The sequence below is a fragment of the Marinobacter sp. F4216 genome (assembly GCF_019931195.1).
GTDB lineage: Bacteria > Pseudomonadota > Gammaproteobacteria > Pseudomonadales > Oleiphilaceae > Marinobacter > Marinobacter suaedae.
This window is the reverse complement of record NZ_JAIOUO010000002.1, coordinates 920,073-937,833: the sequence shown is the minus strand read 5'-3', so window position 1 is coordinate 937,833 and position 17,761 is coordinate 920,073. Positions and strand designations below refer to the sequence as shown.

Here is a 17,761-nt window from a genome sequence, read left to right as displayed (position 1 = left end):
CCAGTAATTCCCGATGTCAAAAACTGGCACCCGTCTTCCAGAGCACCAATTATATTCGCAGAGTTTTACTCTGAAACCAGGTAGATAACCTTAAGGCCGGGATGATCTGGGGGCGCGCCGAGATAGCTGATAGCGCTCTTGTCTTCCGCAACCACCTCCTTCAACTCCTGATCACCCTCAACTTTTTCCAGTGGAAGCATTCGTCCTGCAAAGACCAGGCGAGCCCAGAACGCATCTACCTGGCTCAATCCCATTCCGGCGACGTGCTGATAGAACTGTGAGCGGAGATCAGCGTTTCCCTTTCGGTCGTAAATCGAGGCAAACTGACCGTTGGGCAACGCTCTGGCCCGACCGAGATAGAGATCCCTCAAAGCCTCCTTCGAGATCGCCTCAATCGGACTGTCCGCGTGCGTCACGACATAGATATCCGCCACAGAAAGACTGCTCAGCCAAATTAGTAAGACGCCACTCAGTATTTGTTTCATTCCCACCACCTCAGAATATGAAGTTCAGTGAGAGGGACAGAACGTCGACCGTGGAGCCGCGCTCTTCACGATCATTGTCATAAGCCCACAAACCGTAGGAATCAGCCTCCACCGTCGAGCGATCCCATTGACCCTTCAATGCCAGGCGATCACCAAAATCCCAGCGTACACCGAGCGAGGTTGTATATTGGTTAACAAAGGAATTGTTCAAAATGTCCAGGGCGACTCCTTTAACCACTTCCCCCTGGGGCAGAGCCGACCAATCGGCCGAACTGGTAATGATCTCCTTGTCTGGATCAAATCCAGAGTAGACGACGTAAGGAGTGAATGCATTTATGCGGTAACCCAGACTCACGTATCCGGCATTTCCTGTTGGCAGAACGCACGACATTGACGTCAGCCGGGCAATCTCAGCGTCAAACACCAGGGCGCCGTCGTCGTAACCCAGCCCTAATTGATAGTATTCAACGTCCGCATTGGATGTGTGACTGAGGCGGTGGTAAAGGTGTCGCGCATCATTGCCAATAGGGCCGGGAATTTGCCCTATGGCCTGAATGGCATCAAACAGTTCCCGGGTCCGACCCTCGACGGTGGCGGTAGAAAACTGGGCATAGCTCAGTCGAGCCGACCAGAAATCGTATTCTCCGGTTAAGGACACAACGAAGAGGTCATTGAATTCCGTCTGGAACTCCTGCTCTCCATCAGGCGACTGTATTTTGGGGTTGGTTGCCCCGTATTGGAGCTTGGCTCGCAAAAAAGCTGGGCCGATAGCAAAGGATTTTGCGATATCCGCGCCATCCAGAGCATAAGGAATGATCCAGCCGTACAACTCGCTTGGCGGGCGAACCCAGAGAGAGGCATAGTCAATGCGGCGAACCTCGGAAAGACGAAACAGATCTGCAGCAACCCGGCCGGCACGCAGATCAAGCCCGGGGGCGGGCGTGTAACCGACAAATGCCCACTCGGTTATGGCATCCAGATCGTAATCTGGCTTATCCGCGAGAACAAACTGGGCCGTTGCATGAAATCTTGACTCAAAGCTGTAGGAAAGCTGAACCCCAAGTTGCGAATCCGGCTTAAGAGACCAGTCTTGATCGGGGCGCTTGTTCTGGGTGTTCTCCCGGAAAAAACCAAGGTCCTCCTCTCCTTCATAGCTCAGGCCAAGGGTCCCGTAACCGGAAACCCGAAAGTCGTGATCGGCCCTTGCCCCCAGAGACGCCACCAACAACAATCCGAACACGAGACACTTCGCTGTTCCAGAACTCCGGACACAATACTTCATGAAAAAGAACCACCTACAGCGCGAAATTGTAATTATTTTTTCCATCCATTTTGACCTGATACATAGCCTGGTCAGCGGCATCCAATGCTGCCTCGAAGTTTTCCGACTGCCCCGAATAGGCAATACCAATACTGACCCCGACGGACACCGACACGTTTTCGCCAAACACGACTGGCCGGGACACTTCGCCTATGATCTTATTGGCAATGCGAGCCATATCCTCTTTGCTGCTGCGCCCTGACTCGATCACGACAACAAATTCATCACCACCAAGCCGGCCAACCAGATCAATATTGGAGCGAACGCAGGCCTGAAGGCGCTCTGCGATAACCTGCAAGATGTGATCGCCGGCTGCATGTCCCAGGGAGTCGTTGATGGGCTTGAAACCGTCGAGATCCAGAAGCATCACTGCCAGCTCGGGTACCCAGCCAACCTGCTCCTTTTTGCGATCAAAATATTGCTGGCATCCGCGCCGGTTTTTCAGCCCGGTAAGCGGATCTTCCTCGGCCATTTTCTGCACCTGAGCGCTGGCCTGCACACGGGAGGTGACGTCATAGACAACGGCCTCGATGAGTCGCTCCTGGCCCTGGCCCTGGCCCGCGCCGGAGATAAGGCAATGAACCCAGACCGGCGATTCACCGGATAACCCCAGCTCGAAATCGGCGCTTACGGTGTCTCCATGCTTTCGAGCCCTTGCTACCAGACTCCAGGCAGAATCCGGATTCCTGAACGCCACTTCAAAAAAGCTCTCACTCAGCAATCGTTTTCGCTCACTCTCAGTGACACGAACAATTCTTTCCAGCAACACGGGGTTGCTGTGAAGCAGCACGCCATTCTCGTCCAGCACCATGATGCCGACGTTCGTAGAGGCAAAAATATTCTGATAGTGGCGGTCCAGCCTTTCGATCTGGCGCCGAAGGCTGCGCTCTGTCTCAAGGGCTTCTCGCGTGACATTCAAAAAGTTATTGACGCTTCTGGCCACCAGCCCTATCTCGTCACCCTGATTGGCCTTATCAACCTCAATCTCCAGCTCAGATCCTGGCTCGCTTATGGAGACCTGCCGGGCCAACTCCCTTAGCGGAGAACCCACAAGTTTGTTGGCGGTATGAATGGAAACCAGCGTAAACAAAAGCGACATAATGATAAGCCAGGCCAGATTTTCCTTTACTGAGCCAATGGCCCGCTCGGTAATCAAGCCGTCATTTGACCAGACAAGCAGGCTTCCAATCTGGTCTGAGTCATCAATCGGGGAATAAAGCGGGTAATCTGTTGGCTTGTCTGTCGTGATCCGTTCATCGGTGATTGAAACGCCGGACTCAACCTCAAAGCGTTCCGCGCCTTCGAGTCGGACGTGCAGGATTTCGTCATCCAGCAGAAGCCCGCTAATCACATCATCGGCGATCTCCCGGTTCTTGACGTAAGCGGAGATGGAGGCGGATGACGTAACCGCACCCACAAGCCGGGATTGCTGCTTGCTGGCGCTGTCTTTGTGCTGGATGTAACTGAAGTAGCCGGTGATGGGCGCAGAAATGAGAAGAAAGCAGAAGGCCGATATCGCCATGATAGCGACCAGTTTCGACCTGATGCTCCGGGTGACTTCCATAACGCCGTACTGCCCTTAGTCTCCCGATACCATCTAGCGCGAATTCTCGCGCTATGGACGGTAATCCCTGGGAAATTAGTTGTTATTCATCTGATCCTATCGCCTTTTACTACACCCTTCTGTAACAAATTGTTGGGTTCCACTGTGCCTTTTGTTCATTGCAGCAACACGCCAGCAGTCAGTATTTGCTATTCTTTTGGCTTACATTAGCTCTCCATTACCATCATCAAGGAAGATACAGGCGTGGCTGGCTCAAACTCTCCGCACAATCGTCAACAGATTCCGATAAACCCAGGCACCCTTTCGGATGCCGAACCCGCTGAAGAAGTGGTGGTGTACTATTGGGGGCGCATCTTTTCTGCCCTCGCCATTCTGGCTTTGCTGGCCGGCAGCATTGCCTGGGGAGCCATGGTGCTCATGGGGCCGGATGAACCGGCGCCAGTGAGCAATGCTGGCCAATTGTCGGATGAACTTGCATCAGTTCAGCGCTCGAATGACGTTGATCAACAGGATTCGCCAGACCAGCGGGAACCGATCTTTGCCGATGAGCTTGAGGGTAGCGACGAACCCGGCGCCGCCCAGATGTCTGCAACTAACTCCATAACTCTTCCGACAACAGCAGCCCAGCCGAACGACCTGCCTGATGAGCCCACCGCGGCGGGTCCGACAGTCGAAATCAGTCAAGAACCTGAAGAATCATTATCCGATATCGGTGGGGATTCAGCTGCAGCGCCTCTGGAAACCGCATCGGGCACGACCACCAGCCCCGAATCAGCGCCTGCAATCGATACCGGCACCGCTTCGGGCTCTTCCCCCGTCCGGATACTGTCCGAGCATTTAACGAGGGCGCAGTTGAGTTCGGGACTTGAGGACAAAGAACCCATTGATCAGCTGCCGGATACCCTCGCGATGGAGGAGGACGGGCTCATCCGCGTGTTCCTGTTTACGGAAATTCAGGGCATGCAGGACGAAACCCACTACCACGACTGGTATCTGGAAGATGAGAGAGTGGCGCGAGTCTCCATCACACCGTTCGTAGACCCGATGCGGGCGTCTTCGGCCAAGTTTATCGACCGCCATATGCTGGGCGAATGGAGAGTTGAGGTCGTAACAGCCGAGGGAGAGCCGCTGGCGGTTGGCGAATTCACCGTGCAATAGGAATGCAATCAGCTCCCGGCTTTGGCGCGATTCCAGGGCGGACACATGCACCGGGGGTCGCGAATCAGAAGAAATCGAACTCCAGATCCTGGTAGACCCGTCCAGCGTTTTTCGCCGCCAGCTCTTCAAAGGTATCCAGATAAGACCACTGGGATTGGTCCAGGGCATAGGCGTCATCCAACCCGCCGCCGCGCTCAAGGATCTCGATCACCGAATCTCGCAAAAACACCAGATAGCCTTTGGTTTCCTTTTCCACCACGTCTATGGTCGTGGGTTCGCCATGACCCGGTATCACGATGACAGGGTCCAGTTGCTCCGTCATCTTGTCGAAAGAGTCAATCCAGGCGCCAACCGCTGTGTCCTCGAACACAGCCAGCAAGCGCTGGTGGAAACCAAGGTCACCCGTGATCAGTAACTTTTCTTCGGGCACCCACAGCGCAATGTCGCCGGGTGCGTGGCCCGCACCAAAATACAGTAACTCAACGGCCAGGCCCCCAAGGTCCAGCTCATACCTGTCGGTAAAGCTGATATCGGGAACGGCCACATAAGTGCCCTCACCCTTATCCTTATTGCGGGCCTTCATCCGGGCCAGCTTTGCCTCCCCGTGGTGGGCGAACTCGTCCACGGCAAAGTCCTGGGCAATGATCGGCACCCCCTGATCCCGCCAGTAGCTGTTGCCCAGCATCGAATGCCCCTGGGCGTTTTCATTGGCCACGTACTTTACCGGCTTGTCGGTAATGCTTTTGATGGCGTTATGAAAGGACTGTGCAAGCTTGTAATTATCGCCCCCGTTAAAAACGACCACACCCTCCTCCCCGACAATAAAGCTCAGGTTGTTGTTGTGACCGTGGTTTTCGTAAGTGCCGGGGGCGGTGGCACCGATGGCGGAATACACCCGATCGGTTACCTTCACCAGCTCCAGTTTTTCCGGAATGGGCTCAGCTGATACCGGCAATACCAACAGTGTCAGCGCAAGCACGGCGACAAGTCTGCTCAGGCTCATGGTTAATCCTCCGCTCCATTGGCACGAAAAACCGATTCAGCCAGCGCCGAGTCATCCGGCAAGCCATCGATTCTTTGAACTGCACCGCTTCTGTCACGATAGAACACCGTCGGCGTCACAGACGCACCCAATTCCTGCATTAGCTTGTGATTGGCGAGGATTTGCCCCCGCACGTCGCCGGGAATATTGTCGTTCGACACCAGCCAGGCATCCGGAAACTCGGTCTCGTGAAAATCCAACTGGCTAACGGGATCCGAGGCGCTGATTACCCCCGCAGACTTGGCGAGGCTCGAGGGCTGAATAATACCCACCATAATGTGGCGAAGCTGGATACCCTCTTGCAGAAACTCCTGGGCTTTGCGGCGCAGAACCAGGCAGTAGCCACAGTTCGGGTCGGTAAAGGCATAGACGATACGATCTGCGTCAGAAGGACCTTCAGCCACCCAGGTCGCGTTTTCGAGCTTTGCCCAGGCCTCTGTCAGGTCGGTTGCCGGTAACCAGGTGCGAATATGCTCCGCGCTCAGATTTCGGCCGAACCCATCGACCATCTCGCCGATGATCACATGCTCCCCATCGGCCAGCAGATACAGGGTAACGGCCTGACCATCCTTGCGCCCAACAAAGCCCTTGACGCCACCGGGCGCATCAAAGCTGGCCTCAGGTTTGAGACCTTGATCGATGAATACCTGCAGTGCATCCGGATATTGCGCGCCCGCAAATGACGACCAGAACAAACCGCTAAAAACAAGGCAAAGAACGCCTCGTAACCTGATGTTTCGTTGCACTTTTATTGTCCCGCCAATCAGAAGGGCGCCATCTCAAGATCCATTTCCACGGCGGCCACACCCGCCTGGGCGCAACTTTCATCTATTTGTCCTGAGGGAGCGCCACTGACACCAACACCACCAATGGTTTCACCGCTTGCCTGAACCGGCAGGCCGCCGGCCGACAACAACACCTTGTCGAGCTTCCCGACCGAGAAGGGTCCGGTGAAACGATCCTCCAGGGCGGATGTTGCACTGGTAAAGGTCATTGCGGTGTACGCTTTGCGATAGCTCACATCCAGTGCCAGATCCATGGCCAGCACGTCCCGCAACACCACTTGCGGATGACCGCCCCGATCCACAACGGTCACCGCAACCTGAACCCCCTGCTCCCGGCAGTGATCAATCGCCGTCTTGGCAATGTTCAGGGCAACATCCATCGACATCCGCCGGATCTCAACCAGTAAAGGCTGGTCTGACTCCTGGGCTGCCGCAAGCGGCGTAAGCGCTACGGAGGCAGAAAGCAGGATGGCTTTGAGTCCTTTGTTCTTCATGCTGATCTCCATTCCGTCATCGCCTGGCTATGGGCGAACGAGTACATAGCCTTTTTCAACCTGATCCAGAATGTGGGCCACGCCCACCTGAACCCGATTGCTGTCCGGGTGCAGTTCCGGCAAACTGCCGGTATTGCGCTCGATCGTATCTATGGTGTTCATGCACACACTGAACCGAACGCCTTGCGCCATCAGGCTGTCGATCAGCTCGGTGCGACTATTACCCTTTACCAGCAACTCAACACCCGGACCAAACGTGGTGATTTCAATGTCAATGCTGTCTGGGCCGTAGTGTTGAAGCAGGTTGGCGGCAACGCTCAACACCATATTCTGCTTTTCTGGCTGGTCGTCACTCAGTTGCAGCAGCAGGAACTTCTCTGCAAAGGGTTTTTCCTCGTTCAGGGGCTCACCCAGTCCAGTGATGCTCCAGCCGGCCAGCAAGATTGCCAGGGTAAGGATACGGCCAAGCCCCCGCCAACTAGCCGGCATAGTCTTCAAGTCCCGGGTTGCCTGCAACATTCTTCAGCTTCGGAGTGTTGAACTTGTCGATCTTCACGGTTTTTTCGGATCTCAGATAGTCCCCAACCACATCCCAGATCGGTTTGCCTGGCGCCCGGGAATTAACGGTTGCCCAGCCCGCGACCTTGTACACCTTGTTCGCCTCAATGGGGTCGCCATTATCCAGGCGCATGTCAGTAATCCGTCCGTTCATGTTTGCGTTGGGATCGCAGGTGTAATCCATGCCTCCGACACGAACCATGTCGCCACCCTGCTGGTAGTACGGATCTTTGTTGAACAGGTTATCCGCGACATCTTCCATGATCAGCTTCAGATCCGCGCCGGACATTTCCCGCACGTAGGTCTCCGGATAGGTGATCGCCGTGGCATTCATGACATCGTCCATGGTGATGGCTTCACCCGGCAGGATACTGGTGCCCCAGCGAAAACCCGGTGACAGGGCAATCTGCGCATCGAGCACCTTGCGCTGGGCGTCGCAGATCAGCTGGTCGAGGGTGCCATTGAAGTTTCCCCTCCGGTACAGGAGCTCGTCCGTCACCGCCAGCTCCTCTGCCAGCTTGTCGGCGTACGGGGCGCGAACCGTCTCAATGAAATCCACCATAGCGGCATCCGCCTGGATCAGGTCGGAAAACACAGGCAGCAATTTGTATTCATAGCCACGGACCCCGTTATCACCGATATCCAGGTCCAGAACGGCCACGTACTTGCCATTGGTGCCTGCATTACTCACCAGGGTTTTGCCACCCGGGTTTGTGACGACGGTCGGCTGGGGAACCGCATCGTGGGTATGCCCCCCCAGAATGGCGTCAATGCCGGTAACCCGGCTGGCCATTTTCAGATCGACATCCATACCGTTGTGGGACAGCACCACTACGGCGTGAACCTGTTCGTTCTCACGAATTTCGTTGACCAGTTGCTGCATTTCCGATTCGCGAATGCCGAAGCGCCAGTCCGGAATAAAGTAGGACGGGTTCGCGATCGGCGTATACGGGAATGCCTGACCGATGACCGCGACGCGCTTGCCGCCCAGTTCCCGGACTGTATAGGGTTTGAACACGCGGCCACTGAATTCATCAAAGGCCTCAGCACCCATAAACATGGCTTCCTCTGACAGGAACACATTCTGCGCCAGGAACTCTCCGTTGAAACCTTCAATATTTTTCCGGATTTGAGCCTCAGGATAAGTAAACTCCCAGTGGCCGGTCATAATGTCGATCCCCAGCAGATTGCTGGCCTCGACCATATCCTCGCCCTGAGTCCAGAAAGCCGTCCCCGACCCCTGCCAGAGATCGCCGCCGTCCAGTAAGAGTGAATTGCCCGCGCCGGCCTGATCCCGGAGCTGACTGATCAGTGTTTTAAGGTGAGCGAAACCACCCATGCGGCCATACTCTTGCGCCGCTTCGGTGTAGTTCAGATAAGTAAAAGCGTGGGCCCGGGGCGAGCCCGAAGCGACGCCGAAGTGATCCAGAAAGTGCTTTCCCACTACATGAGGCACTTTGCCGTTGCTGGGACCAATCCCGAGATTTACGTTCGGTTCCCTGAAATGAACCGGTTGAAGCTGGGCATGGATATCGGTCAGGTGGAGCAGGCGGACATTCCCGAATGCAGGCGCGTCGTAAAGCTTCTCACCACTCTTTGCCAGTGCCAGGCGTGGCGCGAGCCCTGCCATCGCGGCTGCCTGCATGGCAAACAGGAAATCTCTGCGGGAAATCGACACGGGTTTCTCCTATCCGTTATATCTGGAAGGCATCGGCCCCCTGTTTCGGGGGCCGTTTGGTTGGAGGTCTTTAGTTGCCAATGGCAACAGCGGGCCATTTTTCTTGTTGCTGTTTTCGCTGTTCAAGCGATTGCTCGGCGTACTTCAACGCCTGCTCGGCCATCTCCAGCGCCTTTTCATAGTCGCCACTGTCGGCGGCTTCCTTGGCGGCTTTTAACTGATTGGCCGTGGTCGTCCACTGGTAAGTTCCAGCCTGATTATGAGTACTTTCAACTTTCGAATAGACTTCGTTGAAGTCTTCCTTTGCCCCGGCCTGCGACAGAGCAGGCAATGACAGGGCTAGCGAGGCAGTAAGGATCAATAATGGCTTGTACACGACAATTCCCCCTTATCCCTGATCGGTTATGGCCGGGTAGCCGGGCCGACGACCGGAAGGCCGTTGTTCAAGTAAGTCATGAAATACTCGAGATTCCGGTATTCCTCGCCCTGAGCCTCCAAAGGCACTGCCCGCACGTTTCTGTTGCAACCTGTGAACCGGCGGTGAAGCGTACCCATTTCCCCCCACTTGGCCCGATGGACCGGGAAGTTGGCGACCTGCCCCAGCATCGGCGACAGCAGATCCGCCCGAATCCAGTTGCCAGGATTCTGAACGTGGCAGCTTGCGCATGAGAAATTCAGTTGCCCCCGGCGGGTGTAATAGAACTCTTTGCCAGCCTGGTAGGCGGCAAGCGCGTCGTCATTGGGAACCTCGATGTCGAACTTTTTGCCCGCTGAAGTAGACGCCATGTATGCGGAAATCGAGGCAATCGGACCTTTTTTCCATTTAAGGGGCTCTTCGCCGTTGGCTTCCCGGCAACGGTTGATCGCCAACTCGAGGGTAATCACCTCTTTCTTTTCAGTGTCAAAGTACGGGTAGTTCTGACGCACCCCGATACCATCATTTTCGAAACAGCTCGCGTAGGTTTTGCCATTAGCGAATGGCGTTTCGAACATTTCCTGGCCTTCTGCAACAGCAAACTCAAACGGCGGGAAGTCACTCATCGACTCCCACTGTTTGCGGCGGTCTTCATCCAGTGCATATTGCCCATTCACGAACTCTTCCAGTGGAACGTCCGGGAATTTCTGCTGGAAATACTCCACCGTTTCTTTACGGTCCTCCTCCGGGGTGTCACCGGCCAGCGCCAGTGGCGCCGTCAGTGTCGCCCCGACTGCGACCAGAATGACCTTTGCTATACGCATGTCTTATCCTCCTGTGCGCCGGGGCGCGCGCCCCGTCTCGCCCAACCTCTAGCCGATTTTTGCTGTTGTTGAGTCGCTTTTGCCTTTGTTGTCGACCCAGCTGATCGTGACCTCATCTCCTTTCTTGGCGCCCTTGAAACGGCACTCAAGGAACGGATCCTTGGAGACAGCCGGACCCCAGTGCGCGACGAATACTTCCTTGCCCTGATGGGTGATGGTCAGCAGCTGGATAAAATAAGCCGGGATCACATTGCCTGAGGAATCCTTCGCGAAGCCGGAATCCATCGGGTGCCGGACCAAGGCCTTGAGGGAGGTGATGCCACCGCTTTCAACGGCTCGAACTCTGATACTGGATGCCATGATGATTCTCCTGTCCGGTCAAAAATCAGCCGCCGCAGCCGCCAACGGTAACTTTCACGTTCTGGGTTGCCTTGTAGGCCTTTCCGTCTGAAATCACCACTGCCACCACATCGGTGGTTTCAGCCATCTTCAGGCGGTTAGACACGAACGGTACCGTTCCTTCAGGGATATCGAACGCCGCCGCCAGAGCATTTGGATTCTTGGCAACCAGAAGAGCGATGGCGGTGACATTCGGCAACGCGGTTTCCACGCTCACCGGCACAACGGCGCCATTCTGGGCGATGGTGGGAAGATCCAATGAGATCTGGTCGGACTCGCTTGCTTCCATCCCGTAAAGTTCGGCGATGGTTTCGTCGACGCCCGGAGTCTTGAAGGCCTTTTCCGGCCAATCAGCCACATCGGTGGCTGCCTGTGCCCGCAGCGGAATCAGTCCGGAGCCAACAGTCAGGCCAACAACACTGGCCCCCAATACACCTTTCAGGAATCCTCTACGCCTTTGGTCAATCACGGTTATTCCTCCTCGGCCTCTTACAGCGTGTACAGGTAATCGATGATTCGATTGATTTGTTCTTCGTTCAGAATCATGTTCCTTCCAAATGGCGGCATCACCGTCACCGGATTGAATTGGGTTTCATCCCATATCCGCTTGAAAAGAATCTCCCGATCCGGGTAGCGGCTCTTCATGTCCGCCAGTGCAGGGCCAACCGTGCCGGTCAGCTTCCCATCATCAATTTTGTGGCAGGCCAGGCAATTACCGTCCTTCCGACTGAAGGCCAGCTCCTTGCCCCGATCGATATCCGCCTGCGTGGGTTCGGCATACACCGGCGGCATGGCCGTCAGCGCAAGTGTGGTCAAGCACACTGAAACCAGTCCCTTTCGCATTTCACAATCCTCCTGGGCTGTGTTTAAGCAACGAAGCTCGTGTTTCGATGCCGTTTATTATTCGACTAGCCCTTCATCAAGCGGGCCCGTGGTTCTGGGGGTAAGGTTTTTTCCTTCCGAGGAATCGGCTACGTTCACCTCATCCTTGCAGTCGGACATGCAGCGTTCGTTTTCAACGTCCGGCCGAGGATCTTCCCAGACAAAATTGCCGCTGTTGGGCATTTCCACCTTGGGTAGCGTTTCCTTGTTGGCGACAAAGTCACCGTCGACGATGTAGTTCAGGTTCAGAACATAGGCAGTAACCGCGTAGACCTGGTCATCGGTCAGGGACTGGGGCGCAAAGAACGGCATGGCCCGGTGAATGTAGTCCCAAAGAGTGGACGCATAAGGCCAGTAGCTGCCAACGGTCTTTTCAGGGCGGTCTTCGGCCAGGGTGCCCTCACCTCCGCTCAGCTTCGGATAGCGCCCCATTCCTTCACCGAAGGCACCGTGACAGGAAGCGCAGTAGGTTTCATAAACTGCCATGCCCTCATCCACACTGCCGCTGCCCTCTGGCAGGCCGGTACCATCGGGACGGATATCGATATCCCACGCGGCGATCTGTTCTTCCGTGGGGGTCTCGCCGACTCCGTAATAGCCTGCTGATTCAGCAACGGCGCTTGACGCCAGCGGAAGCATGAGGGCTCCGGAGCACACCAGGGCTAGTTTTAGGGAGCACTTACGAAAGCTGAACATTGACCACACTCCCGTCTGCGTTGACTTTCCAGGTCTGGATGGCGTTCTTGTGATAGATCGAATTCGTGCCACGGGCTTCGCGCAGCTGTCCCAAAGTTGGCTGCACGTAACCGGTCTCATCAATGACTCGTGATTGCAGGAGCGCGGGATTGCCGTCCCACTTCCACTCCAGAACAAACCGGGTCAGCGACTTGGACAAAACCGGCTCCCTGAGCTGTGCCTGCTGCCAGTTCATGCCGCCATCGACGGACACGTCCACCGCTTTGACCTTACCTTTACCGCTCCAGGCCAGGCCTTCAATTTGATAAACACCCTTTTCCTTGAGCGGCATTTCCGGACAAGGGGAAGTAATGACCGACTTGGCCTCCATCACCCAGGTAAAGCCACGGGCGGTGCCATCACCCAACAGGTCGGTGTACTTGGAGGTTTCCTCGCGCTGCATCCAGGGCTTGTCGCCCACTTCAAGACGACGCAACCACTTCACATGGGTGTTGCCTTCCCAGCCTGGCACGACCAGCCGGATCGGGTACCCCTGTTCCCTACGCAACGCCTCACCATTCTGGGCGTAGGCGACGATCACATCGTCCAGCGCCTTCTCCATCGGGATGCTTCGGGTCATGGCAGCGCCATCCGCGCCCTCGGCCAGCACCCACTTACCTTCCGGCTTCATGCCGACTTCCTGGAGCAAGGTCGACAGCCGCACACCGGTCCACTCGGCGCAGCTCACCATACCGTGCAGGAACTGAAGTGAATTGAGTTGCGCACCCCGCCATTCCATGCCGCCGTTGGCCGGACACTCAATAAAGTTAATCTGTGACACGCTGGGCAAACGCTGAAGGTCCTCCATCGAAAGAATGATGGGGCGATCGACCAACCCATGAATCATCAGGCGATGTTGCTGGGGATCAACCTCCGGGCGGCCCGCGTGGTGGCGTTCGAAGAACAGCCCATTTGGAGTGATGATGCCCTTCAGGTGCTGCAGCGGGGTGAAACTGATGGACGACACCTTGTCAGCAGTAAGCCACGGCACATTCCGGCGAATTACCTCTTTTTCAAACGGTGACGGCATCCCATAAGGATCGGCAACAACGCCGGGGCCGAGGGACAGTGTCCAGGATGGATTTTCGGGAGGGTATTGGGTTTTCGCGAGTGCCCCTGGGGCCAGGCCGGCGAATGCACCGCCAACCATCGCGCCGCCGGCAGTGAAAAGACCATTCCTTAGAAAGTGTCGGCGCTCCGACGATGGTAACTTCTGGGATTCTTCAAGTGCCGTTTTCGGCACATCGAGACTGAGCCGGCGAAGCTTGCCGAACATGCGTTGTCCTCCTTCGATGCCTGAGGCAGTCGGCCGCAATCAGTTCAGGACTGAATGTCGGTCTTGTTGTAAAAGTTATAAGGATATTCTTAATTTATAGACAATATTTCAGAGACTGCAAAAATCTTCTGAATGAATGTTCACTTTTTTCGTCAGGGAGCTGGATTGCCCACTACCCTGTAGGCATATGGCGCCTGGGATTTTAAGGAGGAAATATGGCCAGACGAGAAAAGCACGCAGTGGCGAAAGGTGTTGTCAGATTGATTGCCGGGATGATGCTTGGCTCTCAATCGATAGTAACCCTTGCCGAAAGCTTTCCTGACATCTCTATTCCGTTTGAGGCCGAGTCAGTGGGTGGGGCCGGCGTCTATTACTTTCAGGGGATTTCTGGTGTGCCTGATAGCCAGAACGAGGGATTTACAGCGAATGCCGGTTTCGTCGTAACCGGGGAAAGCGTTGTGGTGTTCGATGCGTTAGGCACCCCTAGCCTGGGTGTGGCGATGATCAAGGCCATTCAGGAAAAAACCGACTTACCCATATCCCATGTCGTGATCAGTCATTACCACGCTGACCACATCTACGGACTGCAGGCATTTAGAGCAATGACGGATGCACAGATTCTGGCCCACCAAAGCGGAGCCGGTTATGTGGACAGCCTTGCCGCCCAACAACGCCTGAGTCAGCGCCGGGAAGCACTTTCACCCTGGGTGAATGAAGACACGCGCTTAATTGCTCCGGACAAAACCTTCGAATCCGACGTCTCCCTGGAATTGGGCGATTACCGCTTCAGCATTGTGCACGCCGGCCCGGCACACGCACCGGACGACACGCTGATGATGGTTGAGCCGGCCGGGGTATTGTTCTCGGGCGACATTATCCAGAGTGGCCGCATCCCCTACCTTGCCAGCTCTACAGTGAATTCCGAGAACTGGATGAAGGCCATCGAACAGGTCCGAGAGTTATCGCCCCGGTATTTGGTTCCCGGTCATGGCGCTGCGTCTGAAAATGCGATAGAGGCGCTGAATTTCACCTTTAACTACCTGTCTTACGTTCGGGAAGCCATGGGGGAAGCCGTGGAAAACTGGCTACCGTTTGAAGAAGCGTATGCTCAAACCGATTGGTCCCGCTATGAGGGGCTTCCTGCCTTTGACGCGTCAAACAGGGCCAACGCCTATCGGGTGTTCCTGGAAATGGAGCAGGCAGCCCTCGGCGGGTCATGAGCTTGCCCTTTCATCAAATCCCTTAGCCCCTCAGGCTGGGGCACCCAATTACAATGCTGTCAGATACCCACACACGCGCTTCCAGGCACCCTTTTCTGGCTAAACTTAGGGGTTCCAGCGTGAGGGCTTTATCCGTGAAGAAGTGGCACCACCTCTTTCTAACATGTTTTGCCATGGTCCTTTGGGCCGGGATCGTCCATGCCGATGACGTGGTGGCGGCACTGGATGATCTGCTCCCTCCCGTTCAGACGGAAACAGAGCAGGTCCTGCCGGCGGAAGAGACCGAGGAAGAAAGCGAGGACAGTGGCCAAAACGATGAAAAGACCGGCGAGGACAAAGACGCCAAGGAAGTTGACGAAGAAGAGGTAGACGAAGAGGAAGAACCGGAACCAGAACCCGAGCCGGTCAAGCCTGAAATAGAAGCACCGGACGAGCCTCTCGTCAGTACACTGCCAACCCCGCAAACCGCCGATATTCAACAACAGATTCAGAAGCTTCGGGAGGCACTGGACAATCGCCAGCACGTCCTTGATCTGAGTGAACAGCGGCTCGCGTTTGCGGAATCACTGCTGGCTCGACTGGATAACGAATACGAGAGTTTCGAGCTCAGGCTGGAAAAAGCTGGCCTTAACCTGACCGATGACTACGCAAACCTCCTTCGACAACGCCTGGACCGGCTGCGCAGCCAGACCATTGCGTCCGGGCTTACCCAGGGCATCAGCGCACAGCTTTCCGCTGCACGGGAGGAGCAGCTTCGCCTGGAGGAGTTCGAGGCAGTTATCGAGCCGGACGACGAAGCACTGGGCAGAATGGAAGCGAAGCGGACCCAGCTGCTTCGCCAGCTACACACCACGGTTACCAAGCACATTGAAGTGCTCAACGAATACTACAGTGTGGTCATCAAACTCCTGCGCCGACTTGAGCAATACCAGGAGTTGCTTCAGCAGCGCCTTTTCTGGCTACCCAGCACAGAAGCGGTGGATTCCAGTCACCTGGGTGATTTGTATCGCGGGGCCACCTGGTTTATTTCCTCCCTGAAATGGAAATCCATCAAACGGGCTGTCGAGCGTTCCATGGAGGAGCGCTGGCCGCTGATTTTTCTCTTCATCATTATCCTGGGCTGGCTGTGGGTGCGGCGCCGCAAAATCCGGCGTGCCCTCATTGCCTCGGGACATCCGGTTGGCAATGTTCGACAAGACCGATGGCAACTCACTTTCTGGGCTTTGCTGCTGAGTCTGCTGCTGGCACTTCCCGGTGTGATATTACTTGGCCTCGCTCACCTGTTACTGGAAAGTGGAAACAGCTTCCTGAATGCGCTGTCTCGAGGTTTTTTCAATGCGGCCATCTCGGCTTTGCTTCTGCGGGGAGTCTACACGGTCGCTTACACCAAGGGGCTCGGAGAGCGCCACTTCCAGTGGAACAAAAACACCCTCACCGCCCTGCGCAAGTACATTCCTGTGCTGCTTGCCGTACTGATCCCGATTCTCATCATTATGCCGACCATGAACACCACCAAGGGCTCTCCGTATAGCGACAGTTTGGGGCGACTCCTGTTCGCCATTGCCTCCATTGCGCTTGCCTATTTCGCTCAAAAGTTCATGTCAGCCGTGCGCAAAGACCAGCCAGGCAGCCGAACGCTGATACTGGTGCACATCGCGTCGGTGGCAACGCCGCTGATCCTCACCGTCGTGTCACTGTGGGGATACCACTACACGGCAGTACAGTTCGAGGGCCTGATATTCATCAGCATTTGCTGGGTTGCCCTGGTCATCCTGATCCACTACCTGGGATTGCGGGGGCTGGCAGTTCGCGAACGGCGCATTGCGCTGAAGCAGGCGATCGAGCAGCGGGAGGCCGAGCGCAAGCACGCCGAACACCGGGAGGCAGCAGAAATATCAGGTGACGGTCTCCCACCTATGCTGGAGTCACCACAGCGAGACATTCACGACATCAGCCAGCAGAGTGAAGCCCTGCTTAAGATCGTCTCGGTGATACTCGCCGGCGTTGGGCTCTTTATGCTTTGGGAAAATATTTTCCCTGCCCTTAAGATCTTTGATGAGGTCACCCTCTGGACCATTCAAACCGGTGCCGAGGGTGAGCCCCCTATTCCGATTAACCTCTGGGACGTGATGCTGGCGCTGGGCATTGGCGTAGCCACCTTCCTGGCGGCGCGAAACCTTCCCGGAACCCTCGAAATTACCATGTTGAGCCGGATGAATCTTGAGCCGGGGGTTGGCTACGCCATTACCACGCTGGCCACCTACATCATCGTCTTCATCGGTATCGCAGCAACCCTGGCAGGCCTGGGTTTTCAATGGTCGAAATTGCAGTGGCTGGTGGCGGCCCTCGGAGTGGGGCTGGGTTTTGGTTTGCAGGAAATCGTGGCCAATTTCGTGTCCGGCATTATCCTGCTGTTCGAGCGCCCGATACGGGTGGGCGATACGGTTTCCATCGGCGGAATTACCGGCACCGTCTCGCGAATTCGCATCCGTGCCACCACGCTGGTGGACTGGGACCGAAAGGAGCAGATCATTCCCAACAAGTCTTTCGTCACCCAGGACCTCACCAACTGGACCCTTTCCGACCCCATCACCCGTCTTATTGTCCGGGTCGGCGTTGCCTATGGTTCGGATGTGGACAAGGTGCAGGACCTTCTGCAACAGGTGGCGGTTGAGAACGAGCGAGTGGTGGACGACCCTGCACCCGCCGTATTTTGCGTAGAGCTGGGTGAAAGCAGCATTGATTTTGAAATACGGGCGTTTGTTCGTGACATCCTTGATCTGATGCCCCTGTCACACGAGCTGCATTCTGCGATTACCAGGATCCTTCGGGCAAATGACATCGAAATCCCGTTTCCACAACGAGATATTCATATCCGCAGCGAATTCGCACCTCGAGGCCCGGCTGAATAGCAGTTCCAACCAA

At 55.8% G+C, this 17,761-nt stretch carries 18 protein-coding genes; 3 read left to right on the top strand and 15 right to left on the bottom strand.

Features of this window, described 5'->3' with window-relative positions:
• Positions 1-65: 65 nt before the first annotated feature.
• The 3 genes from K8I84_RS04830 to K8I84_RS04820 are packed head-to-tail and all read right to left on the bottom strand — an operon-like array spanning position 66 to position 3,370.
• On the bottom strand, positions 66-485 hold the full coding sequence (locus K8I84_RS04830) for a hypothetical protein (protein ID WP_223793576.1): 420 nt from the start codon (positions 483-485) through the stop codon (positions 66-68).
• A 10-nt stretch (positions 486-495) separates the two neighbouring features.
• Positions 496-1,767: a hypothetical protein gene (locus K8I84_RS04825; RefSeq protein WP_223793575.1), complete on the bottom strand. Its 1,272-nt coding sequence runs from the start codon at positions 1,765-1,767 to the stop codon at positions 496-498.
• 13 nt (positions 1,768-1,780) lie between these two features.
• A complete protein-coding gene (locus tag K8I84_RS04820; protein ID WP_223793574.1) occupies positions 1,781-3,370 on the bottom strand; it encodes a sensor domain-containing diguanylate cyclase in 1,590 nt (529 codons plus the stop codon).
• 243 nt (positions 3,371-3,613) lie between these two features.
• On the opposite strand from K8I84_RS04820, the gene K8I84_RS16985 reads away from it, so the two are divergent.
• A complete protein-coding gene (locus K8I84_RS16985) occupies positions 3,614-4,528 on the top strand; it encodes a DUF2914 domain-containing protein (protein WP_223793573.1) in 915 nt (304 codons plus the stop codon).
• Between the two features lie 64 nt (positions 4,529-4,592).
• Here K8I84_RS16985 and K8I84_RS04810 read toward each other — a convergent pair whose 3' ends face one another.
• From K8I84_RS04810 to soxC, 12 genes are all read right to left on the bottom strand, one after another.
• A complete protein-coding gene (locus K8I84_RS04810; protein WP_223793572.1) occupies positions 4,593-5,531 on the bottom strand; it encodes an MBL fold metallo-hydrolase in 939 nt (312 codons plus the stop codon).
• A 2-nt stretch (positions 5,532-5,533) separates the two neighbouring features.
• Entirely contained in the window at positions 5,534-6,316 is a 783-nt protein-coding gene (dsbG, locus tag K8I84_RS04805) for a thiol:disulfide interchange protein DsbG (protein WP_223793571.1), read from the bottom strand.
• A gap of 17 nt (positions 6,317-6,333) precedes the next feature.
• Entirely contained in the window at positions 6,334-6,849 is a 516-nt protein-coding gene (locus K8I84_RS04800; RefSeq protein ID WP_223793570.1) for a GlcG/HbpS family heme-binding protein, read from the bottom strand.
• 27 nt (positions 6,850-6,876) lie between these two features.
• Complete coding sequence (locus K8I84_RS04795) at positions 6,877-7,338, bottom strand: hypothetical protein (RefSeq protein WP_223793569.1); 462 nt, start codon at positions 7,336-7,338, stop codon at positions 6,877-6,879.
• Positions 7,328-9,085, bottom strand: a complete 1,758-nt coding sequence (soxB, locus tag K8I84_RS04790; protein WP_223793568.1) for a thiosulfohydrolase SoxB — start codon at positions 9,083-9,085, stop codon at positions 7,328-7,330. The genes K8I84_RS04795 and soxB overlap by 11 nt, the downstream gene beginning before the upstream one ends.
• Positions 9,086-9,155: 70 nt before the next feature.
• Positions 9,156-9,461: a hypothetical protein gene (locus K8I84_RS04785; RefSeq protein ID WP_223793567.1), complete on the bottom strand. Its 306-nt coding sequence runs from the start codon at positions 9,459-9,461 to the stop codon at positions 9,156-9,158.
• A gap of 26 nt (positions 9,462-9,487) precedes the next feature.
• Complete coding sequence (gene soxA, locus K8I84_RS04780; protein ID WP_223793566.1) at positions 9,488-10,324, bottom strand: sulfur oxidation c-type cytochrome SoxA; 837 nt, start codon at positions 10,322-10,324, stop codon at positions 9,488-9,490.
• Between the two features lie 48 nt (positions 10,325-10,372).
• Positions 10,373-10,684 (bottom strand): thiosulfate oxidation carrier complex protein SoxZ, encoded by a 312-nt coding sequence (gene soxZ, locus K8I84_RS04775; protein WP_223793565.1) that lies wholly within the window; start codon positions 10,682-10,684, stop codon positions 10,373-10,375.
• 25 nt (positions 10,685-10,709) lie between these two features.
• A complete protein-coding gene (soxY, locus tag K8I84_RS04770) occupies positions 10,710-11,192 on the bottom strand; it encodes a thiosulfate oxidation carrier protein SoxY (protein WP_223793564.1) in 483 nt (160 codons plus the stop codon).
• A gap of 20 nt (positions 11,193-11,212) precedes the next feature.
• Positions 11,213-11,566, bottom strand: coding sequence for a sulfur oxidation c-type cytochrome SoxX (soxX, locus tag K8I84_RS04765; protein WP_223793563.1), 354 nt, complete (start codon positions 11,564-11,566; stop codon positions 11,213-11,215).
• A gap of 57 nt (positions 11,567-11,623) precedes the next feature.
• The gene (locus K8I84_RS04760; protein WP_223793562.1) at positions 11,624-12,244 is read right to left on the bottom strand and encodes a c-type cytochrome; all 621 of its coding nucleotides are present in this window, start codon (positions 12,242-12,244) and stop codon (positions 11,624-11,626) included.
• A 40-nt stretch (positions 12,245-12,284) separates the two neighbouring features.
• The gene (soxC, locus tag K8I84_RS04755; RefSeq protein ID WP_223793561.1) at positions 12,285-13,616 is read right to left on the bottom strand and encodes a sulfite dehydrogenase; all 1,332 of its coding nucleotides are present in this window, start codon (positions 13,614-13,616) and stop codon (positions 12,285-12,287) included.
• A 215-nt stretch (positions 13,617-13,831) separates the two neighbouring features.
• On the opposite strand from soxC, the gene K8I84_RS04750 reads away from it, so the two are divergent.
• Both K8I84_RS04750 and K8I84_RS04745 read left to right on the top strand, forming a co-directional pair.
• The gene (locus tag K8I84_RS04750) at positions 13,832-14,836 is read left to right on the top strand and encodes an MBL fold metallo-hydrolase (RefSeq protein WP_223793560.1); all 1,005 of its coding nucleotides are present in this window, start codon (positions 13,832-13,834) and stop codon (positions 14,834-14,836) included.
• A gap of 173 nt (positions 14,837-15,009) precedes the next feature.
• Entirely contained in the window at positions 15,010-17,748 is a 2,739-nt protein-coding gene (locus tag K8I84_RS04745; RefSeq protein WP_223793559.1) for a mechanosensitive ion channel domain-containing protein, read from the top strand.
• Positions 17,749-17,761: the final 13 nt, after the last annotated feature.